We start from the raw sequence: 20,597 nt of genomic DNA, 5'->3' as shown, positions 1-20,597 counted from the left end.
GGTCAGCGCGTGGCCGCCCGCTCCAGCTGGGCCATGGTCGCGGCCACGGCCGGCACCCGCGCCAGGTCCGGCAGGGTCAGCGCCACCACCTCGCGCTCGACGGCCGGCTCCACCACGAGCGTGCTCACACCCTTGGCCCGTACGGACTCCACGGCCAGCTCCGGCAGCACCGCCACACCCAGACCCGCGCCGACCAGGCCGACCACCGCCGGATAGTCGTCGGTGGCGAAGTCGATGCGCGGGGTGAAGCCCACCTCCTCGCACACCTCCACCAGGTGCCGGCGGCAGCGCGGACAGCCCGCGATCCAGGGCTCGCCGGCCAGTTCGGCCATGCCCACCCGCTCCGCCCCGGCCAGCCGGTGCCCCTCCGGCACCAGCCCCACCAGCCGGTCGGTCAGCAGCGGCCGCACGACCAGGTCCTCCCACTCCGCAACGGACGCCGCGGACCCCGCGGACCCGCCCGCCCCGGCCGGACCGCCGTCCGCGCCGTAGCGGAAGGCCAGCGCGACGTCGCAGTCGCCCTCGCGCAGCATCTCCACCGACCGCGGCGGCTCCGCCTCCACCAGGGAGACGCGGGTCCCCGGGTGCTCGGCGCGCATCGCCGCGAGCGCGGTCGGCACCAGGGTGGAGCTGCCGCTCGGGAACGAGACCAGGCGGACCCGCCCCGCGCGCAGACCGGCGATGGCGGCGACCTCCTCCTCGGCCGCCGTCAGCCCGGCCAGGATCCCGGCGGCGTGCCGCACCAGCGCCTCGCCGGCCTGGGTCAGCCGCATCTCGCGGCCGGTGCGGATGAGCAGCGGGGTGCCGGCCGACTGCTCCAGCGCCTTCATCTGCTGGGAGACGGCCGGCTGGGTGCAGCCGAGTTCGCGGGCGGCGGCGGAGAAGGAACCGGTACCGGCGACGGCGCGCAGTACGCGGAGATGACGTGCCTCGATCACCCTTCGAGCATAAGGCCCGCTTTCATCGATGCGCGAATAATCCCGGGACCCTTTGGGATGCCTGGGCTAGCGTGGTCCCATGGGCCCCATGCATCTGATCTCCGTGAACATCGGCCGCGCCGAGCCGGACGAGCACACCGACCACGAGGGCGGGGTGACGGGCATCGGCAAGCGCCCGGTCCCCGGGCCGGTCCGCGTCTTCGCCCCCGGCTCCAAGGCCGAGGGCCTCGGCAGCGGCCTGGAGGGCGACGCCGTCTGCAACCGGCGCCACCACGGCGGCGACCACCAGGCCGTCTACGCCTACGCCCGCGAGGACCTGGACCTGTGGGAGCGCGAGCTCGGCCGCGAGCTGCCCGGCGGACTCTTCGGCGAGAACTTCACCACCTCCGGCATCGACCTGAACACCGCGCGGCTCGGCGACCGCTGGCGGGTGGGCTCGGACCTCGTCCTCGAAGTGGCCTCCGCCCGCATCCCGTGCCGGACCTTCCAGGGGGTCCTCGGCGAGCCGGGCTGGGTCAGGCGGTTCACCCGGGAGGCCCGCCCGGGCGCGTACCTGCGGGTGGTCCGGGAGGGATCGGTCTCCCCCGGCGACCCGATCGAGATCGTCCACCGGGCGGACCACGAGGTGACCGTGCAGTTCTGGTTCCGGGCCTTCACCACCGAACGGGCGCTGCTGCCGCGGACCCTGGCCGCGGGCGCCGCGATGGAGCCGGCGGCCCACGAGACGGTGCGCCAGTACGTCGAGAAGTACGGGGACGGGGCCGGGGCGCGATAGCGCCGTCGGACGGGGCGGCTAGGTTGCGCCTATGACGACTGCGCTGATTACGGGATCCACGGCGGGCATCGGCGCCGCCTTCGCACGCAAACTCGCCGCCCAGGGGCACAACCTGGTGCTGGTGGCGCGTGACACGAAGCGGCTCGGCGAACAGGCCACCGAGCTGCACGACCGGCACGGCATCGAGGCCGAGGTGCTCGCGGCCGACCTCGCCACGGAGGAGGGCATCGCGGCCGTCGAGCACCGGCTCGGCGACCGTACGCACCCGGTCGACCTGCTGGTCAACAACGCGGGCTTCGGCAACAAGGGCCGCTACCTGGAAGTCTCCATGGCCGACGAGCTGACCATGCTGAAGGTGCACGTCGAGGCGGTGCTGCGGCTGACCTCGGCCGCCTCGGAGTCGATGCGCTCGCGCGGCCGCGGCGGCGTGATCAACGTGGCATCGGTGGCCGCCTTCGTACCCCGCGGTACGTACGGGGCCAGCAAGGCGTGGGTCGTGCAGTTCACCCAGGGCGCGGCGCGGGACATGGCGGGCTCGGGGGTGCGGCTGATGGCGCTCTGCCCCGGCTTCGTGCGGACGGAGTTCCACCAGCGGGCCGGCATGGGCACGGACAACATCCCCGGCTGGATGTGGCTGGACGCGGACAAGCTGGTGGCCGCGGCCCTGGCCGACCTGGCGCGAGGGAAGACGGTGTCGATCCCGGATCCGCGGTACAAGGCGCTGATGGGCGTGGTGAAGCTGACGCCGCGCGGTCTGCTGGGCGGGATGTCCTCGCGGACGGGGCGGAAGTACGGCCCCCAGTAGCCGTGGCGGCCGCCCCGAGATGCGGCCGATCGGGTGAAATCTCCCTAAAATGGACCTGTCCCATCCATTGCGGGAGGCGGCGCGATGACATTCGTACAAGTGATCGATTACGAGACGACGCGGTTCGACGAGATGAACGCGCTCATAGACCGCTGGGCGGAACAGAGCAGCGGCAGGCGCACCGCCACGCACACGATGATCGGTCAGGACCGCGAGGCCCGGAACCACTACGTGGACATGGTGGAGTTCGCCTCGTACGAGGAGGCGATGAGGAACTCTCAGCTCCCCGAGACGGACCGGATGTTCCAGGAGATGGTGTCCCTCTGCGAGGGGATGCCGAAGTTCATGAACCTCGACGTCGTCCGCGACGAGCACCTCAACAAGCAGCTCGCGAACCGGGTGTTCCAGGAAGCCGCCATGGCCGGCGACATGAGCGTCCTCGACGAGTGCTTCGCGGTGAACTACATCGACCACGACGCCGGCAAGGAGGAGTCCACCGTCATCGGGCGCGAGGGCATGCGCTCGGACCTGGAGATGTGGCGCGCGGCCTTCGACATGACCTTCGAGCCGACGGCCCAGGTGGCCGAGGGCGACATGGTCACGACGGTGTGGAACTGGCGCGGCACCCACAAGGGAGAGTTCATGGGGGTCGCACCGACCGGGAAGACGTACGAGATGTCCGGGACCACCACCTTCCGGTGCCTGGACGGAGAGATCACCGAAGGCTGGTGGCACTACGACACCGGAGCCCTGCAACGCCAGATGGGCGGGACCGGAACGCCCTACGGAACCTGAGCCCCGAACACGGGGAAGGCCCCGCTCCGCGACTGCGGAACGGGGCCTTCGACGTGGAGCGCGATCAGTGGCTGTGGCCGTGACCGTGGCCGTGACCGGCGTCGCCCTCTTCCTCCGCCGGCTTCTCGACGACGAGGGTCTCGGTCGTCAGCAGCAGGGAGGCGATGGAGGCGGCGTTCTCCAGCGCGGAGCGGGTCACCTTCACCGGGTCGATGACGCCGGCCTTGACCAGGTCGCCGTACTCGCCGGAGGCGGCGTTGAAGCCCTGGCCCTTGTCGAGCTCGGAGACCTTCGAGGTGATGACGTAGCCCTCGAGGCCCGCGTTCTCGGCGATCCAGCGCAGCGGCTCGACGGCGGCGCGGCGCACGACCGCGACACCGGTGGCCTCGTCGCCCGACAGACCGAGGTTGCCCTCCAGGACCTTCACGGCGTGGACGAGCGCGGAGCCACCGCCGGAGACGATGCCCTCCTCGACCGCGGCGCGGGTCGCGGAGATCGCGTCCTCGAGACGGTGCTTCTTCTCCTTGAGCTCCACCTCGGTGGCGGCGCCGACCTTGATGACGCAGACGCCGCCGGCGAGCTTCGCCAGGCGCTCCTGCAGCTTCTCGCGGTCCCAGTCCGAGTCCGTGGCCTCGATCTCGGCCTTGATCTGGTTCACGCGGCCGAGGACCTCGTCGGAGCTGCCCGCGCCGTCGACGATGGTGGTGTCGTCCTTGGAGATCGTGACGCGGCGGGCGGAGCCCAGTACGTCCAGACCGGCCTGGTCGAGCTTGAGGCCGACCTCCTCGGCGATGACGGTGGCACCGGTGAGGGTGGCCATGTCCTGCAGCATCGCCTTGCGACGGTCACCGAAGCCCGGGGCCTTGACGGCCACCGCGTTGAAGGTGCCGCGGATCTTGTTGACGACGAGGGTGGAGAGCGCCTCGCCCTCGACGTCCTCGGCGATGATCAGCAGCGGCTTCGAGCCACCCGCCTGGATGACCTTCTCCAGCAGCGGCAGGAGGTCCTGGATCGAGGAGATCTTGCCCTGGTTGATCAGGATGTACGGGTCGTCGAGGACGGCCTCCATACGCTCCTGGTCGGAGACCATGTACGGGGAGAGGTAGCCCTTGTCGAAGGCCATGCCCTCGGTGAACTCCAGCTCCAGGCCGAAGGTGTTGGACTCCTCGACGGTGATGACACCGTCCTTGCCGACCTTGTCCATCGCCTCGGCGATGAGCTCGCCGACCTGCGAGTCCTGCGCGGAGAGCGCGGCCACGGCGGCGATGTCGGACTTGTCCTCGATCGGACGGGCGGTCGCGAGGAGGTCCTCGGAGACGGCCTTGACCGCGGCGTCGATGCCCTTCTTCAGGGCGGCCGGGGAAGCACCCGCGGCGACGTTGCGCAGACCCTCGCGGACCAGCGCCTGGGCCAGCACGGTGGCGGTGGTGGTGCCGTCACCCGCGATGTCGTTGGTCTTGGTCGCCACCTCCTTCACGAGCTGCGCGCCCAGGTTCTCGTACGGGTCGTCCAGCTCGACCTCGCGGGCGATGGTGACACCGTCGTTGGTGATGGTGGGGGCGCCGAACTTCTTGTCGATGACGACGTTGCGGCCCTTGGGGCCGATCGTCACCTTGACCGTGTCGGCAAGCTTGTTGACGCCGCGCTCGAGGGCGCGACGGGCGTCCTCGTCGAACTTCAGGATCTTCGCCATGGGAGCGGTTCAGCCCTCTCGAAAACTCGGTTTAACGGGCTGCGCCCCTCGCCGCCCGGCAATCAGCGGGGTGACCAGGGGCGCAGCTCAAAGCAGTGCGTGAAGCGAATTACTTCTCGACGATCGCGAGCACGTCGCGAGCCGAGAGGACGAGGTACTCCTCGCCGCTGTACTTCACTTCGGTGCCGCCGTACTTGCTGTACAGCACGATGTCGCCCACGGTGACGTCCAGCGGGAGACGCTGGCCGTCCTCGAAGCGACCCGGACCGACCGCGAGGACGACGCCCTCCTGGGGCTTCTCCTTCGCGGTGTCCGGGATGACCAGGCCGGAGGCCGTGGTCTGCTCGGCGTCGAGCGGCTGGACCACAATGCGGTCCTCAAGCGGCTTGATGGCAACCTTGGAGCTGGCGGTCGTCACTGTCCGACCTCCCCCTTCGGAGATCCGGGGTTAACTGTCTGAGGTGGCGACCAGGTCGATCCGTCGTCGCGGGTGCCGGACCTGCCTGTCGCTGTGTTGGCACTCACCGGGGGTGAGTGCCAGGTGCGAGACTATTCCGGCGATTAGCACTCGGTCAAGCGGAGTGCCAATTCCCGCTGCCGGGGTGTTGCGGATCGCCCTGCGGGCCCGCTCGGCCGACTCCCCCTGCGGGGTGGCTTCGCGGGTGACGGCCGGGCCTGTGGGGCGGGCCCGTTGCGGGGCGGCTGCGCGGGTGGCGGCGGTTGCTGTGACGGGGGTGCGCGGTTCCCCTGCGGGGTGGCTTCGCGGGTGACGGCGGGATTCGACGGCGGGGGCGGCGGGGTGTGGGGCGGGGACCCGGAGGAGGGTCTCCTCGGCTCGGCGCGTGCGGGTGTGTCGCGGCCAGGCGGCCTGGGTCGCGCGCTCGTCCTGCGGGGACCCTCCTCCGTGTCCCCACCCCACGGGCCGACTCCGCCCAGCCCGCACCCACCGCCCAGTTGCCCCGCCGAGGCCCACACGACCAAGGCCCACCGCCTCACCGACCGGCCGGGCGAACGCGGCACGGTCCCACCGCCTCGCCACCCGACCGGGCGGGAGCGCGTCCGGGGCCCCGTGGCTCGCCGGTCGGCCGGGCTGCAAGCCAGCCGGGCCACTGGCTCTCCGACCGGCCTGGCGGGAACGCAGCCGGGCCCACTGGCCCGCCGGCCGGCCGGGGAACGGCCAGGGGGCGCTGTGCCGGGGGCCGGGGTCCGCGGCCGAGGGGGGCGGGGACGTGCCGGGGTGTCCCCGCAGGACGAGGCGCGACCACCGGGTACAACCGCGACATGCCCGCACGCGCCGAGCCGAGGAGACACCCCGGCACGGCACCGACCCCCGCCCCCCGACCACCACCGCCCCGCCGACCAGGCCCGCAGAACACCGCCCAGCAGGTCGACGCCCGGACCGCCGAAGCCGCCCCGACCAGCCAAGCAAGCCCGCAGGGCACCCGGCACCGACCCCCGCCCCCCGACCACCACCGCCCCGCCGACCAGGGCCGCAGGACACCGCCCAGCAGGTCGACGCCCGGACCGCCGAAGCCGCCCCGGCCAGCCGAGCAGGCCCACAGGGCACCCGTTATGGGGGATATGCAACGCTTGGGCCCGTGCGCATTCTCGTGGTCGAAGACGAAGAAGGCCTCGCCGAGTCCCTGCGGCGCGGCCTGTCCGCCGACGGGCACCACGTCGACATCGCCCACGACGGCCACCGCGGCCTGGAGCTCGCCCTCGCCGGCGGCCCGTACGACGTCGTGCTGCTCGACCTGATGCTCCCGGGTCCCGGCGGCCACGCGATCTGCACGCGGATGCGCGCCCACGGCGACACCACCCCGGTCCTGATGCTCACCGCCCGCGACGGCGAGCACGACGAGGCGGACGGCCTGGACGCCGGCGCGGACGACTACCTCACCAAGCCGTTCTCCCGCGTGGTCCTCGCCGCCCGGATCCGCGCACTGGCCCGCCGCGCCGGAGCCCCCGACCGCGGCACCCTCCGGGCCGGCGACCTCCTCCTGGACCCCCGCGGCCGCCGCTGCCGCCGGGGCGAGCGGGACATCGAGCTCACCGCCCGCGAACTCGGCGTGCTCGCCTGCCTCATGGAGCAGCCCGGCCGGGCGGTGTCCAAGCAGGACATCCTGGACGAGGTCTGGGACGCCCCGCACGACATCGACCCGAACATCGTCGAGGTGTACGTCTCCTCGCTGCGCCGGAAGATCGACGCCCCCTTCGGCCGCCGCTCGATCCTCACCGTCCACGGGACCGGCTACCGGATGGCCCCCGACGGTGGCTAGGCCCCGGCCCGGCGCGGTCCGCCCGGCGCGCCGCAGGCGCCCCGGCATCCGGGCGCGCACCGCCGCGGCCGCCGCGCTCGCCATGGCCTGCGTCCTGGCCGCCGGCGGGCTGTGGCTGCACGCCCTGCTGCGGGCCAACCTGCTCGACAACACCACCGGCCGCACCGAGCTGGCCGCCCGCAAGGTCGCCGCGCAGCTCGACGTCCGGACCCCGCCGCCCGGCAGCCGGCTGCCGGCGCCGGAGAACGGCGTGGACCTGGTCCTCGTACGGGACGCGGCCGGCCGCACCGTCGCGAGCACCGGCGGTACGGGCCCGGGCGCGGCCGCGCCCGGCCTGGACGGCGCGCCGCGCCCCGCCCACGGCGAGGACTCCGTCTCGGCCGTCCTGCCGCCCGCGCACCCCGGCGGGCACCGGCGTGCCGTCGTCGTGGTGCAGGCTCCGGGGGCGCACACGGTGTACGCGATGACGGTGCTCGGCGACGTCGACGACGCGACCCGGGCCGTCGCCGTCGGGCTGCTCGCGGGCGCTCCCCCGCTGACCGGTTTCGCGGCGGCGCTCGCCTGGTGGGTGACGGGCCGTGCGCTGCGCCCGGTGGACGCGATCCGGACGGGGCTGGCGGCGGTCACCTCCAGCGAGCTGGACCGGCGCGTCCCCGACCCGGGCGGGGCGGACGAGATCGCCCGGCTGGCCCGCACCGTCAACGACACCCTGGACCGGCTGGAGCACGCCGACGCCCGGCAGCGGCAGTTCACCGCGGACGCCTCGCACGAGCTGCGCAATCCGCTGGCCGCCGTCCGTTCCCGGCTGGAGGTGGCGCTCGCCGCGGACCGCCCCGACCGCGAGTCCGTCGAGGCCGCACTGGCCGAAACCGATCGGCTCCAGCGGATCGCCGCCGACCTGCTCCTGCTGGCCCGCCTCGACGGCGGCCCGCTGCCGCGCACCGAACCGGTGGACCTGGCCCTGCTGGCCGCCGAGGACGTGGCCCGCCGGGGCCGCGCCCGGGTGGCTACCCGGCTGGACGCGCCCGCGCCCGTACCGGCCGCCGGGGACCCCGCCCGGCTGGAACGGGCCCTGGCCAACCTGGTGGACAACGCGGTGCAGCACGCCCGTACGGAGGTCGTCGTACGGGCGGCCGACGCCGACGGCTGGGTGCTGCTGGAGGTGACCGACGACGGGCCGGGGATCCCGGAGGCCGACCGGGAGCGGGTCTTCGAGCGGTTCGTACGGCTGGACGCGGACCGGGGCCGGGCCGCGGGCGGCACCGGGCTGGGCCTCGCCATCGCACGGGAGATCGCCCGGGCGCACGGGGGCGACGTCCGCGCACTGCCCGCACCGGCCGGCGGCGCACGGCTGGTGCTGAGGGTCCCGCGCCGACCCCCGGGGCAGCTACTGCCGTCCTGAAGGCGATTTCAGGACACTCAGGATTCCTTCAGCACGCCTGCGCCAGCATCGAGAGGCATGAGCGCGCACCGGAGGACGAACAGGACGAGGAAGACGAGCACCCGACGCCGCCCCGTGTCACGACGGCGCAGGTTGGTCCGCACGCTGCTGGTCGGGGGCTGCGCCCTCACGGTCATGGCGGGCGGCGGCGCCTGGTACCTCTACCGGGACCTCGCCGCCGGCATCGGCAGTTCCCGGGCCCTGGAGGGCGCGGAGAAGTCCCGGTCCGGCGACACCAACATCCTGCTCATGGGCCTGGACAGCCGCCGCGACCAGAACGGCGAGGAGCTCCCGGAGGAGGTCCTGGACGCGCTGCACGCGGGCAGCTCGGACATCGGCGGCTACAACGCGAACACCCTGATCCTGCTGCACGTGCCCGGGGACGGGAGCCAGGCGCAGGGCTTCTCGGTTCCGCGGGACGACTTCGTCGACATACCCGGCCACGGCAAGGACAAGATCAAGAAGGCGTACGGGCTGGCGAAGGCGAAGGAGCAGGCGCGCCTGTCCGGGCAGGGCGTCACGGACCGCCGGCAGCTGGAGCAGGCCGGGCGGGAGGCCGGGCGCAAGGCGCAGATCGAGACGGTGCGCGCGTTCCTGGGCGTCCCGGTGGACCATTTCGCCGAGCTGAACCTGGCCGGTTTCTACCACCTCGCGGACGCGCTGGGCGGCGTACCCGTGTGCCTGAACAAGGCGGTGAAGGACCGGTACTCGGGGGCGGACTTCCCCGCGGGCCCGCAGACCCTCGACGGCCGCCAGTCGCTCGCCTTCGTACGGCAGCGGCACGGTCTGGACGGGGGCGACCTGGACCGGACGAAGCGGCAGCAGGCGTTCCTGGCGGGCGCGACGAAGAAGCTGAACTCGGCCGGGACCTTCACCGATCCGGCCAAGCTGCTCAAGCTCGTGGAGGCCGCGAAGAAGGACCTGGTGACGGACGCGGGGTGGGACCTGTCGGCCTTCGTGAAGCAGGCGAAGAACCTGTCGGGAGGGCGGGTGCGGTTCACGACACTGCCCATCGAGGGCTTCGGACGGAACCACGGGGAGGACATAAACGTCGTAGACGATATGAAGATAAAGCGCCTCATTGCCGATCAGATCGGACCCAAGGCCGCCATCAGCCCGAACGCCCCGGCCACGCCGGGTGCGCCCGGCGCCACGGCCGGCCCCACGGCGAGCGCGCCCTCGTCCTCGTCGCCGGCACCCTCCTCCATACCCAAGGACGGTGGCGGCATCCCGTGCGTGGACTGAAACCTCTGACGCCGGCGGGCGCCCGCCGGCGCACCGAGGCGCTGCTCCTCGCCTTCGTCATCGTCATCGCCGTGTTCGGGCACGCGGCCGCCGGACTCGCCATGAACGACCGGCTGCCGCCCAACCTGGCCGGATTCACCCTCAGCCTGACCCTGCTGTCGCTGGTGGCCCACCTGGGCGTGCGCCGCTTCGCGGCCTACGCGGATCCGCTCGTCCTGCCGCTGGCCATGCTGCTGACCGGGCTCGGGCTGGTGCTGCTCCACCGCCTCGACCAGGGCTACATCGAGCGCTACAACTCCGACGCGAACGCCCCCGGCCAGCTGATGTGGACGGTGGTCGGAGTCGCCGCCTGCCTGCTGGTGCTGGCCCTGCTGCGCGACCACCGGCTGCTGCAGCGCTTCATCTACATCACCATGGCCGTCGCACTGGTGCTGCTGATCGCACCGGCCTTCTTCGGCGCGGACACCTACGGCGCGAAGCGGTGGATCAAACTCTTCGGCTTCTCGCTCCAGCCCGGCGAGTTCGTGAAGATCATGATCGCGATCTTCTTCGCCGGCTACCTGGTCGTGCACCGCGACTCGCTTGCCCTGACGGGCCGCAAGTTCCTCGGCATGCGCCTGCCCCCGATGCGGCAGCTCGGACCGATCGTCACCGTGTGGATCGTCTCCATGCTGGTGCTCGTCTTCGAACGCGACCTGGGTACGTCCCTGATCTTCTTCGGCGTCTTCGTGGTGATGCTCTACGTCGCCACCGAGCGCACCAGCTGGATCGTCTGCGGGGTCCTCATGGCCGCCGCGGGCGCCTTCGTCGTCGGCTCCACCGAGCCGCACGTCAAGGCGCGCGTCGCCGCCTGGCTCAACCCGCTGTCGTACTACTGGGAGAACCGGCCACCGGGCGTCACCTCCGACCAGTCGGCCCAGGCGCTCTTCAGCTTCGGCACCGGCGGCGTGTCCGGCACCGGCCTGGGCATGGGCCACCCCGATCTCATCGCGTTCGCCGGGCGCAGCGACTTCATCCTGACGACCGTGGGCGAGGAACTCGGCCTGGCCGGGGTCATGGCCGTCCTGATCCTCTACGCGCTCCTCGTGCAGCGGGGGCTGCGCATGGCCCTCGGCGCCCGCGACCCGTTCGGGAAACTGCTGGCGGTGGGCCTCGCCTCGGCACTCGCCCTGCAGGTCTTCGTGGTCGCGGGCGGCGTGACGGGCCTGATCCCGCTGACGGGCAAGGCCCTGCCCTTCCTGGCCAAGGGCGGCTCCTCCCTCCTGGCCAACTGGATCATGATCGCCCTCCTCCTCCGCATCAGCGACAGCGCGGAACGCCAGCGCGAGGCGGACGCCCAGGGCCCGGTGGAAACGACGATCACGCCGGTGGTGCGGGTGTAGGGGGAGCGGGGGCTTCGGCGGGGCGGGGTAGGGGCGGGAGCCACCGGAACGGCATCACAGCAGTCCTGGGGGTTTCCCGTCAGTCCCATCGTCTCTCCGTGTCGGGCCGGCCCCTCAAGGGCGCTCCCTCCGGTCGCGTCGCTACGCGATGGCCTACGGCCACCCTTGACCGACCGCCCCGCCCCGGAAAAACGAGGACAGCCGGGAAACCCCCAAAGGAACGGGCCGGGACAATCCATCACGAGACGAGGGAGCGTCCTGCCCGGGCGGAGCCCGGCCCAGGGAACGCCCCAGATCGCTACGCGCTTCTCACGTCTCAGCGTCCGCAGGCCGTCCGTGGCCGATGGACGCCCTCTCACCCGCGGGGTCGCCCCGGCTTGGGCGGCTGCGAGCCCCTGCGGCCGGGCATAGGCCGCCCACGATCGCTACGTGCTCCTCTGCGAGGGCGACTGTCGGCTGACAGGGGCTGACCTCACCTGAGGTGAAGCACGGGGCCGGCAGAGGGAGGTGGGCGCGTTCAGGGACGGCGACCGGGAGTTGTCGAGGCGGGTGCATCCGATTGCGGGCTGCGGCGGGAAGAGCGTCCGATGGCACCCTTATCGCGCTGCATCCCCGCCCGGCACGGCGGCCCGTCTCGGGCTGCCGGTTCGGTGGGGCGAGCGGCAGATGAACTCTCAGCCGGCGGGCTCGACGTTCGAGACCGCGGTGGTGAACTCTCGGCCGGACGAGGTGCGGATGTAGGCCAGTTCGATCCAGTGCTCCACCTCGGTGGCCGAGACGTTCTCGTTGACGACGGCCATCAACTCCCCCTCGACCCCGGAGGCGATGTCGCGAACCCGGCGCCGCAGGAGCCGGTGCGGCACGTACTCAAATCCATCGCTCATCCGACGCCTCTCGCAGAGTGCCCAGAAATCGCTCCCACCCGACCTGGGCCCGGTCCAGAAGGTCCGAGCCCGGCTCACCCCTGACCTCGAAGCCGGCCGAGGAGATCTCTTCGGTGTCGATGGCGAAGAGATCGCGGGGCTGCCGCATCACAAACACTCCTTAGCACAACATCTCTAGAGATATCCCACTACAGCCGACCGAGCCCCACATGGTCAATACATCTCTAGAGATCCGCGCGCAAATACGCCCGATGGAGGTGAGTGCGGTGGCCACCCTCCCGATCTAGGGTGTCTAGAGAGGAGAGGGAGTGATCGGTTTCGTGAGCAGCCAGCAGCCGAAGTACCAGCGGATCGCCGATGCGCTGAGGACGGCTATCCAGTCGGGTGAGTACGGCCCGGGTGACCGGCTGCCGGGCGAGAACGACCTCATGGCCACCTACGAAGTCGCCCGGATGACCGCGCGCCAGGCCCTCGGGGTGCTGCAGAACGAAGGTCTCACCGAGGCCCGCAAGGGCGCCGGGGTGTTCGTGCGCGCGTTCCGTCCGCTGCGCAGGCGCGGCATTCAGCGGTTGGCCCAGGAGCAGTGGGGCTCAGGACGGTCCGTCTGGTCCGTCGATTCGGAGGACCGCGAGCTCGTCGTCGATCAGATCGTCGTGCACGAAGAAGGTGCGAACGATCGGATCGCCCTCGCTCTCGACATCGTTCCCGGGGACCGGGTCTGGTCCCGCAGCCGCCGCTTCGTCCTCGATGGGAAGCCCGTCCTGTTCGCGACGTCCCACCTGCCGTCGGACATCGTCGCCGGCTCCCCCATCACCCAGACCGATACGGGCCCGGGTGGGACGTACGCGCGCCTGGCGGAACTGGGGCACGTCCCCGTGCACTTCCGTGAGGAAGTGCGGTCCCGGATGCCGTCCGCAGACGAAGCCGACCTGCTGACCCTCGGCACGGGAACACCCGTCATCGAGATCGTCCGTACCGCCTTCACGGAGGGCGGGCGCGCGGTCGAGGTCAACGAGATGATCCTCGACTCCGCTTCCTACGTCCTCGAATACGACTTCGACGCCTAGCACCGACCCGTCCCTCCCTCCACGATGCCCGCAGGAGATCTGACCCGGCCCGTGCTTCACCTCGGGTGAGGTCAGCCCCCGTCAGCCGGCGGTCGCTGTCCTGGAGGAGCGCGTAGCGATCGGTGGCGGCTTGTGCCCGGCCATCGGAGGTCGCAGCCGCCCAAGCGGGGTGCCCCTGCGGATGAGAGGGCGTCCACCCGCCACGGACGAGGGGCGGACGCCGAGAGGTGAGGAGCGCGTAGCGATCCGGGGCGTCCCCTGGGCTCGGCCCGGCCTTCTCCGACTCCCCGTCTCTGGTCCTGTCGCCCGGCCCGTTCCTTTGGGGGTTTCCCGGCTGTCCTCGTATGTCCGGGGCGGGACGGTCGGTCAAGGGTGGCCGAAGGCCATCGCGAAGCGACGCGACGAAGGAGCGCCCTTGACGGGCCGGCCCGACACGGAGAGACGATGGGACTGACGGGAAACCCCCAAGCCCCCTCCGACACCGCCCCGCCGAAGCCCCCGTCTCCCCGAACCCCCGCCCCCCCCTACAGATAGTCCTCCAGCCGCGCGATCCGGTAGCCCTGTTCCTGGATGCGCTGGAGCATGCGGGTGGTCATCTGGGTTTCCGTCGCGCCCTTGAGTTCTGCAGGGCCGCGGAAGTGGGCGAGGACGATGTCACCGGGCTGGAGGGCGGAGCCCTGGGCGTACTGGAAGTTGTTGATCTGCATCGACACCCGCCACAGGAGGACCGCCTGGACACCGCACTCCGAGGCCGCTCGGAGGGTGTCGTCGTTGTAGTTGCCGAAGGGCGGGCGGAAGTAGGGCGGGCGCTTCCCGAAACGTTTCTCCAGCGTGTCCTGCTGCCCGCAGATCTCTTTCTTCTGGGCCTCGAAGGACAGGGTGCGCAGGTTCGGGTGGGTCAGCGTGTGGTTGTTTATCGTGCTCGCCGAGCCGTTGTCGCGGAGCTTCTCGAAGTGGCCGTAGTCGGACGAGGCCACGCTGTCCGTCAGGAACATGCTGATCGGCAGCTTGAGGTCCGCGGCCATCTTCAGGAACTCGGGGTCCTTCTCTGCGCCGTCGTCGAAGGTCAGGAAGACGACCTTCTCCCCGGCCGGGACGGGTATTCGGTCCACGACCGGGACCTTGCCCGGGGCCGCCTTCGGGATCTGCGGCTTCTGCGCCGGCTTCGGGGCGTACTGGACGGGGGCCGTCAGGCCCCACTTCCGGTACGCCTCGTCGGCCGGACCCGAGGGCGAGGCGGGGGCCGACGGTGTCGCCCCGGCCGCGCCCTTCGGGTCCTTGGACTCCTGCGGTTCCTGCGTCGTCTTGCGTCCCAGCCGTTCGATGGGGTCCACGCTGTCCCCGCACCCCGTAAGTGACAGCGCGAGCGCGCCGGCCGCCAGCGTTCCGGCTACCAACCGGCGCGCGTACCTCACAAGTAGTCCTCCAGGCGGGCCACGGCGTAGCCCTTCTCCGTGACGGTCTTCATGACCTGACGGATCATGTCAGGCATCGTGCCCTTCCAGTCCTCCTTGCCCCGGAAGTGCGTGAGGATGATGTCGCCGGGGTGCAGGTCCCGGTCCCACTCCCGGTAGTCCATCCGGTTCGTGAACGCCTCGGCGTTCCAGAGCGGGACGGCCTTGATACCGCAGGACTTCGCGGCGCGCAGGGTGTCCTGGTTGTAGTTTCCGTACGGCGGCCGGAAGAGGGTCGGCCGCTTGCCGAACCGCTTCTGGATGGTGTCCTGCTGGCCGCAGATCTCCTCGCGCTGCTGCTCGTAGGACAGACCGGGCATGTAGCGGTGGTTGATGGTGTGGTTGTTGATGGTGACGCCGGCGGCCTGCATCTGCTTGAAGTACGGGTAGTTGTCCCGCACCAGGTAGTCGCTGAGGAAGGCCGTGTACGGGATCTTCAGCTCCTGCATCATCTTCAGGAACTCGGGGTCCTTCTCCGAGCCGTCGTCGATGGTGAGGAAGACGACCTTGTCCTCGGTCGGGACGGTGGTGAAGACCGGAGGCAGCTCGTCCTCCTCGTGGTCGTACACCTCGAAGCCGTCCCGCGTGGTGATCTCGGGCTTCTCCTTGGGGGCGGGCGGCGCGGCGAGGGGCGTCGCGCGCAGGCCCCACTTCTTCGCCGCCGCGACGCGCGCCTGCTGCAGCGCCTTGGCCTTCTCGGCGGCGCTGAGCGCTCCCGCGGCGCCCGCCGCCTTGGCCTTCTCGGCCGCGGCCTTGGCCTTCTCGGCCTGGTCCGGGGCTCCCGACTGCCCCGAACCGCAGGCCGTTCCCAGTGCGGCCACCAGAAGGGCGGCCACGGCCACCCCGAACCGGCCGCGCGGACCCGCCGCGTGCCGGTGACCCTGTTGCGCCTTATTTCCCTTTTGTCCGACTAGCTGCATAGCAGCGCATCCTGGCACCCGGCGCGCGGCGTTCCCGGAAGACACCGCGCGCCGGGGCGCGACGTTCCTCCGACCGGCCCACACCCCGCGTCGCCGACAATGGAGCCGTGACCCCCGAAGACTTCGCCGCCCTCCTCACCGACGAGGGCCGTGCCCTCCTCGACTCGCTCCGCGACCACGACCCGGCCCAGGAGCTGGCCGTGGCGACCCGGCTGCGCCGCGAGCACCCGACCGGGCTGGTCTCCGCGGCGCTCGGACAGGCCCGGCTGCGGCAGCGCGCGGTGGCGAAGTTCGGCGCCGAGGACGCCCACCGGATGTTCTTCACGCCCGGGGGCGGCGAGATGGCCACCCGCGCGTCCGTGGCCGCGTACCGGGCGGAGCGGCTCGCGGCCCTCGGCGTGCGCAGCGTCGCGGACCTGTGCTGCGGGATCGGCGGGGACGCCCTCGCCCTGGCCCGGCTGGGGATCCGGGTGCTCGCGGTGGACCACGACCCGCTGACGGCCGCCGTCGCGCGCGCCAACGCCGAGGCGCTGGGCCTGGCCGATCTGATCGAGGTGCGCGAGGCGGACGTCACGGAGGTGGACACCGCCGGCTTCGACGCCGTCTTCATCGACCCGGCCCGGCGCGGCGGGCGCGGCCGGATCTTCGATCCGGAGTCCTACTCCCCGCCCCTGTCGTGGGCGGTGGGGGCGGCCCGTGCGGCGAAGTACGCGGCCATCAAGATCGCCCCCGGCATCCCGCACGAGGCGGTGCCCGCGGAGGCCGAGGCGGAGTGGATCTCCGACCAGGGTGACGTCAAGGAGGCCGTGCTGTGGTTCGGCACCGAGCCCGGGACGGTGCGCGCCACGCTGCTCCCCGGGCCGCGGGCGCTGCACACCGCCGATCCGCTGCCGGATCCGGAGGCCGGGCAGGTCGGTCGCTGGCTGTACGAGCCGGACGGGGCCGTCATCCGCGCCCACCTGGTCGCCGAGGTGGCGGCGCAGCTGGACGGCCGGCTCATCGACCCGACCATCGCCTACGTCACCGCGGACGAGCTGCGTGCGACGCCGTACGCGACGGCGTACGAGATCACGGACGTGCTGCCCTTCGGGCTGAAGAAGCTGAAGGCGCTGCTGCGCGAGCGCGGGGTGGGGGTGCTGACGGTGAAGAAGCGGGGTTCGGCGATCGAGCCCGAGGAGCTGCGCAAGAAGGTCAAGCCGCAGGGGCCGAACGCGGCCACCGTGTTCCTGACGCGGGTGGCGGGGGCTCCCTCGATGCTGATCGGCGCGCCCGCCGTGCCGCCTGCGGCGACGCCCGGCCGGTGACGCAGCGGGCACTGGCGCGGCGGGCGGCGCAAGGGCGGGAGGCCGCCACGCCGGGCTGATCGCCCCGAGCGGCCCGGCCGGCTAGTCCCCGTCGACCTCCACCGACTCGAAGCGCCAGCGGTGCACCGCCCGCGTGATCAGGTCGGCGGGCGGCTCGGGGAGCTCGGGCAGGTCCGCCGCGACTCCTTCGGCCGCCTCCCACCAGGTGATGACGAGGACCCGGTCCTGCGGGGCCCGGAAGACCTCGCGGCGCACCGGGTCCCGGGCGAGGACCCGGGACCGTGCCCACTCCAGCAGCTCGTTCCCGCGGCCGTCGGCGGCGCGGGCCTCCCACATCAGCGCGACGGTGCTCACGAGTAGAGGTTGTCCTTGCTCAGCTCGTGCACGTGGTCGTGGTCGTGACCGTGGCCGTGCGCATGGCCGTGGCCTTGGTCGTGGCCGTGGGTGTGCGACGTACCCGGCACGTGCGGGTCGGTCACCGGCAGCGAGGAGTCCGCCGACAGGTCCCAGTCGGACGGCGGTCTGTTCCGCTTGACCATCTCCGCGCCCAGGGCGGCGACCATCGCGCCGTTGTCCGTGCACAGCTTGGGGCGCGGCACGCGCAGGGTGATCCCGGCCGCGTCGCAGCGTTCCTGCGCGAGGGAGCGCAGCCGGGAGTTGGCGGCCACGCCACCGCCGATCATCAGGTGGTCGACGCCCTCGTCCTTGCACGCCCGGATCGCCTTGCGGGTCAGGACGTCCACCACGGCCTCCTGGAAGGAGGCGGCGACGTCGCGCACGGGCACCTCCTCGCCCGCGTTCCGCTTGGCCTCGATCCAGCGGGCGACGGCCGTCTTCAGGCCGGAGAAGGAGAAGTCGTAGGCGGGGTCGCGCGAGCCGGTCAGGCCGCGCGGGAAGTTGATCGCCTTCGGGTCGCCCTCCTTCGCGAGCCGGTCGATGACCGGGCCGCCGGGGAAGCCCAGCTGGAGCACGCGCGCGATCTTGTCGAAGGCCTCGCCCGCGGCGTCGTCGATGGTCGCGCCGAGCGGCCGTACGTCGGAGGTGATGTCGGGCGCGAGGAGCAGCGAGGAGTGCCCGCCGGAGACCAGGAGCGCCATGGTCGGCTCGGGCAGCGGTCCGTGTTCCAGCTGGTCGACGCAGATGTGCGAGGCCAGGTGGTTGACGCCGTAGAGGGGCTTGCCGAGGGCGTAGGCGTAGGCCTTGGCGGCGGAGGTGCCCACCAGGAGGGCGCCGGCGAGGCCGGGTCCGGCGGTGACGGCGATGCCGTCGAGGTCGCGGGCGCTGACCCCGGCTTCTTTCAGGGCGCGTTCGATGGTGGGGACCATCGCCTCCAGGTGGGCGCGCGAGGCCACCTCGGGCACGACGCCGCCGAAGCGGGCGTGTTCGTCGACGCTCGACGCGATGGCGTCCGCGAGCAGGGTGGTGCCGCGGACGACGCCGACGCCGGTCTCGTCGCAGGACGTCTCGATGCCGAGGACGAGCGGTTCGTCAGCCATTGCTCTCACTGCTCTCAGTTCGTGCTTGTGCGGGGTCGGTCAGTCGCATGACGAGGGCGTCGACGTTGCCCGGCTGGTAGTAGCCGCGGCGGAAGCCGATGGGCTCGAAGCCGAAGCGCTCGTAGAGCTTCTGGGCGCGGGTGTTGTCCACGCGCACTTCCAGCAGGACCTCGGCGCACTCGAAGGCGGTGGCGGCGCGCAGCAGGTCGGTGAGGAGCCGGGCGCCGAGTCCGGTGCCCCACTGGTCGCGTGAGGCGGCGATGGTCTGTACGTCGGCGAGGTCGCCGGCGGAGGCCAGCCCGGCGTAGCCGACGAGCCGGCCGGTGTCGTCCTCGGCCACCACGTAGTGGCGGGTGGCGTGCGGGCCGCGGGCGTGGGCGAGTTCGGACCAGAACATGCCGGCGGACCAGGCGTCCTCGGGGAACAGGTCGTGCTCCAGCTCCAGCACGGGCGGGATGTCCCACCAGCGCATCTCGCGGAGCCTGTGGGCCGTCACTGCGGGGTGACCACCTTGTAGTTCTTGGGCACCTGCGCGTCGGGGCGGCGCAGGTAGAGGGGGGTCGGGGGGAGGAACCCGGCGCCGGACGCGAGGCGTTCCGCGGCGAGGGAGGCGAGCGCGGCGGCCGACTGGTGCTCGGGGTCGCGGGCGTCGGGGAACACCTCGGGGTAGAGGCGGGCGCCCTGGCCGACGGCGGGCAGGCCGGCGACCTGCTCGGCGATGTCGGCGGGGCGGTCGACCGCGGGTTCGCCGACGCGCGTGCGCGGGTCCTCGTAGCGCGCCCAGTAGACCTCCTTGCGCCGTGCGTCGGTGGCGACGGTGAAGGGGCCTTCGATGCCGGCGGTCCCCGCGGCGTGGGCGAGGCCGTCGAGGGTGCACAGGCCGTGGACGGGCACGCCCAGGACGGCGGCGAAGGTGGAGGCGGTGACGAGGCCCACGCGCAGCCCGGTGTAGGGGCCGGGGCCGACTCCGACGACGATGCCGGTGACGGCGTCGAGCTTCAGTCCGGCCTCGGCGAGGATCCGGTCCACGGAGGGGAGCAGGAGCTCCCCGTGGCGGCGGGCGTCGACCTGGCTGGACTCGGCGACGACGGACTCGCCGTCGTGCAGGGCGACGGTGACGGCGGGCGTGGCGGTATCTACGGCAAGCAAGAGCACGCAAACAGCGTACGACTCCTGCGGCCGGGCCCCTCGCGCCCGGTCGTGGAGCGGGGTGGCTGCTACCTTTCGACCGAGGGATCACCGGGATCACCAGGGATCACGTCGGCGCGGAGAGGTGGAGCAAGGTGGCACGCAGCAGCTCGGGAATCGTGGCCGGGCTCACCGCCGCGGCACTGGTCGCGATCGCCTTCCTCGGCTACCAGGCTTCCGCGTCCGCTCCGGCGGTCCCGCCGAAGGCCGCGGCTCCCCAGCCGGCTCCCGTGGAGAGCGCGGCGGCGGGCAAGCAGGACCCGACGAAGCCGGTGCCGGTGCCGGAGGGTTCCGGGACCGGGGTGCGGGTCGTGTACTCGGTGGGCCAGAAGCGGGCGTGGCTGGTCGGGGACCCGTCGCAGCCGCCGAAGTCGTTCACGGTGGTGCCGAGCACGGTGCATCCGAAGCCGGGCACCTATGTCGTCGGTTCGCGTTCGGGTGCCGTGACGGGTTCGGACGGGGTCCCGATCGAGCACGTCGTGCGGTTCGCGACGGCGGAGGGCGTGGCGGTCGGTTTCAGCGCCCGGGTGGACGGCGCGACCCCGGAGCCGGACCTGTCGAAGAAGACCGGCGGCATCCGGATGTCGCGCGCGGACGGCGATGCGATGTGGGCGTTCGCCACGATCAACTCGAAGGTCGTCGTCGTTCCCTGACGGAACACCCGCTTTCACCCGTACGAGTGAGTGCTCAGGCCGCTTCGGATTCCGGAGCGGCCTGTTCGCGCGTGCGGGCCGCCGCCTCGTTCTCGCCCGGTGCGCGGTCGCGCGCGGGCGGTGTGGACACGGCGATCGCGGCCTCTCCGGCGGCCAGCAGCGCATGCATGGAGACGACGTGCGGGCGGGGTTCGCGCTGTGCTCCTGCTGGTGCCGACATGGCTGCCTCCTGGACCCGGGGACACCGCACTTAGGTATACCTAAGAAACTCTCGGTAC

21 protein-coding genes are annotated in these 20,597 nt (G+C 72.1%); 10 read left to right on the top strand and 11 right to left on the bottom strand.

The features are described 5' to 3' along the window. Window positions 1-2: 2 nt before the first annotated feature. Window positions 3-938: a LysR family transcriptional regulator gene (locus ACPU2J_RS20735; protein WP_361591033.1), complete on the bottom strand. Its 936-nt coding sequence runs from the start codon at window positions 936-938 to the stop codon at window positions 3-5. 88 nt (window positions 939-1,026) lie between these two features. Here ACPU2J_RS20735 and ACPU2J_RS20730 point away from each other — a divergent pair, with 88 nt between their 5' ends. From ACPU2J_RS20730 to ACPU2J_RS20720, 3 genes are all read left to right on the top strand, one after another. Beyond that, window positions 1,027-1,713: an MOSC domain-containing protein gene (locus ACPU2J_RS20730; RefSeq protein ID WP_420082375.1), complete on the top strand. Its 687-nt coding sequence runs from the start codon at window positions 1,027-1,029 to the stop codon at window positions 1,711-1,713. A gap of 31 nt (window positions 1,714-1,744) precedes the next feature. Continuing rightward, window positions 1,745-2,518: an SDR family NAD(P)-dependent oxidoreductase gene (locus tag ACPU2J_RS20725; RefSeq protein WP_361591035.1), complete on the top strand. Its 774-nt coding sequence runs from the start codon at window positions 1,745-1,747 to the stop codon at window positions 2,516-2,518. Window positions 2,519-2,602: 84 nt separating this feature from the next. Beyond that, the gene (locus tag ACPU2J_RS20720; protein WP_423833793.1) at window positions 2,603-3,313 is read left to right on the top strand and encodes an ester cyclase; all 711 of its coding nucleotides are present in this window, start codon (window positions 2,603-2,605) and stop codon (window positions 3,311-3,313) included. 64 nt (window positions 3,314-3,377) lie between these two features. Here the strand turns inward: ACPU2J_RS20720 and groL are convergent, their stop codons facing one another. Next, window positions 3,378-5,006: a chaperonin GroEL gene (gene groL / locus ACPU2J_RS20715; RefSeq protein ID WP_361591039.1), complete on the bottom strand. Its 1,629-nt coding sequence runs from the start codon at window positions 5,004-5,006 to the stop codon at window positions 3,378-3,380. A gap of 109 nt (window positions 5,007-5,115) precedes the next feature. Further along, on the bottom strand, window positions 5,116-5,424 hold the full coding sequence (gene groES, locus ACPU2J_RS20710) for a co-chaperone GroES (protein ID WP_030011064.1): 309 nt from the start codon (window positions 5,422-5,424) through the stop codon (window positions 5,116-5,118). A 1,180-nt stretch (window positions 5,425-6,604) separates the two neighbouring features. On the opposite strand from groES, the gene ACPU2J_RS20705 reads away from it, so the two are divergent. From ACPU2J_RS20705 to ACPU2J_RS20690, 4 genes are all read left to right on the top strand, one after another. Next, window positions 6,605-7,285 carry a response regulator transcription factor gene (locus tag ACPU2J_RS20705; protein WP_420079872.1) on the top strand — a complete coding sequence of 227 codons (681 nt, stop codon included), beginning with the start codon at window positions 6,605-6,607 and terminating at the stop codon, window positions 7,283-7,285. Further along, window positions 7,278-8,687 carry a sensor histidine kinase gene (locus tag ACPU2J_RS20700; protein WP_423833792.1) on the top strand — a complete coding sequence of 470 codons (1,410 nt, stop codon included), beginning with the start codon at window positions 7,278-7,280 and terminating at the stop codon, window positions 8,685-8,687. Before ACPU2J_RS20705 ends, ACPU2J_RS20700 begins: the two co-directional genes overlap by 8 nt. A gap of 132 nt (window positions 8,688-8,819) precedes the next feature. Beyond that, on the top strand, window positions 8,820-9,971 hold the full coding sequence (locus tag ACPU2J_RS20695) for an LCP family protein (RefSeq protein WP_423833791.1): 1,152 nt from the start codon (window positions 8,820-8,822) through the stop codon (window positions 9,969-9,971). Continuing rightward, a complete protein-coding gene (locus ACPU2J_RS20690) occupies window positions 9,959-11,353 on the top strand; it encodes an FtsW/RodA/SpoVE family cell cycle protein (protein WP_361591047.1) in 1,395 nt (464 codons plus the stop codon). Before ACPU2J_RS20695 ends, ACPU2J_RS20690 begins: the two co-directional genes overlap by 13 nt. 674 nt (window positions 11,354-12,027) lie before the next feature. Here the strand turns inward: ACPU2J_RS20690 and ACPU2J_RS20685 are convergent. Continuing rightward, window positions 12,028-12,237 (bottom strand): hypothetical protein, encoded by a 210-nt coding sequence (locus tag ACPU2J_RS20685; RefSeq protein ID WP_420079875.1) that lies wholly within the window; start codon window positions 12,235-12,237, stop codon window positions 12,028-12,030. 308 nt (window positions 12,238-12,545) lie between these two features. On the opposite strand from ACPU2J_RS20685, the gene ACPU2J_RS20680 reads away from it, so the two are divergent. After that, window positions 12,546-13,304 (top strand): GntR family transcriptional regulator, encoded by a 759-nt coding sequence (locus ACPU2J_RS20680; protein ID WP_423833790.1) that lies wholly within the window; start codon window positions 12,546-12,548, stop codon window positions 13,302-13,304. Between the two features lie 524 nt (window positions 13,305-13,828). Here ACPU2J_RS20680 and ACPU2J_RS20675 read toward each other — a convergent pair. Next, window positions 13,829-14,701: a polysaccharide deacetylase family protein gene (locus ACPU2J_RS20675; RefSeq protein WP_399310061.1), complete on the bottom strand. Its 873-nt coding sequence runs from the start codon at window positions 14,699-14,701 to the stop codon at window positions 13,829-13,831. A gap of 14 nt (window positions 14,702-14,715) precedes the next feature. Further along, complete coding sequence (locus ACPU2J_RS20670; RefSeq protein ID WP_423833789.1) at window positions 14,716-15,600, bottom strand: polysaccharide deacetylase family protein; 885 nt, start codon at window positions 15,598-15,600, stop codon at window positions 14,716-14,718. A 185-nt stretch (window positions 15,601-15,785) separates the two neighbouring features. Here ACPU2J_RS20670 and ACPU2J_RS20665 point away from each other — a divergent pair, with 185 nt between their 5' ends. Continuing rightward, window positions 15,786-16,982: a THUMP-like domain-containing protein gene (locus tag ACPU2J_RS20665; RefSeq protein WP_423833788.1), complete on the top strand. Its 1,197-nt coding sequence runs from the start codon at window positions 15,786-15,788 to the stop codon at window positions 16,980-16,982. Between the two features lie 81 nt (window positions 16,983-17,063). Here ACPU2J_RS20665 and ACPU2J_RS20660 read toward each other — a convergent pair whose 3' ends face one another. The 4 genes from ACPU2J_RS20660 to tsaB are packed head-to-tail and all read right to left on the bottom strand — an operon-like array spanning window position 17,064 to window position 19,633. Next, a complete protein-coding gene (locus tag ACPU2J_RS20660) occupies window positions 17,064-17,336 on the bottom strand; it encodes a hypothetical protein (RefSeq protein WP_423833787.1) in 273 nt (90 codons plus the stop codon). Continuing rightward, window positions 17,333-18,478: a tRNA (adenosine(37)-N6)-threonylcarbamoyltransferase complex transferase subunit TsaD gene (gene tsaD, locus ACPU2J_RS20655; RefSeq protein WP_423833786.1), complete on the bottom strand. Its 1,146-nt coding sequence runs from the start codon at window positions 18,476-18,478 to the stop codon at window positions 17,333-17,335. The genes ACPU2J_RS20660 and tsaD overlap by 4 nt, the downstream gene beginning before the upstream one ends. Beyond that, a complete protein-coding gene (gene rimI, locus ACPU2J_RS20650; protein ID WP_361591332.1) occupies window positions 18,471-18,950 on the bottom strand; it encodes a ribosomal protein S18-alanine N-acetyltransferase in 480 nt (159 codons plus the stop codon). The genes tsaD and rimI overlap by 8 nt, the downstream gene beginning before the upstream one ends. A 20-nt stretch (window positions 18,951-18,970) precedes the next feature. Continuing rightward, a complete protein-coding gene (tsaB, locus tag ACPU2J_RS20645; protein WP_389069273.1) occupies window positions 18,971-19,633 on the bottom strand; it encodes a tRNA (adenosine(37)-N6)-threonylcarbamoyltransferase complex dimerization subunit type 1 TsaB in 663 nt (220 codons plus the stop codon). Window positions 19,634-19,761: 128 nt separating this feature from the next. Between tsaB and ACPU2J_RS20640 the strand changes: the two genes are divergently transcribed. Then, window positions 19,762-20,319 carry a hypothetical protein gene (locus ACPU2J_RS20640; RefSeq protein WP_420079881.1) on the top strand — a complete coding sequence of 186 codons (558 nt, stop codon included), beginning with the start codon at window positions 19,762-19,764 and terminating at the stop codon, window positions 20,317-20,319. Between the two features lie 34 nt (window positions 20,320-20,353). On the opposite strand, the gene ACPU2J_RS20635 is transcribed toward ACPU2J_RS20640, so the two are convergent. Beyond that, complete coding sequence (locus ACPU2J_RS20635) at window positions 20,354-20,539, bottom strand: hypothetical protein (protein ID WP_420079882.1); 186 nt, start codon at window positions 20,537-20,539, stop codon at window positions 20,354-20,356. Between the last annotated feature and the right edge of the window lie 58 nt (window positions 20,540-20,597).

This window comes from Streptomyces manipurensis, assembly GCF_049570255.1.
Taxonomy (GTDB): domain Bacteria; phylum Actinomycetota; class Actinomycetes; order Streptomycetales; family Streptomycetaceae; genus Streptomyces; species Streptomyces manipurensis.
Note: the sequence above shows the minus strand (reverse complement) of the source record. Positions and strands in the feature narration are given on the sequence as shown.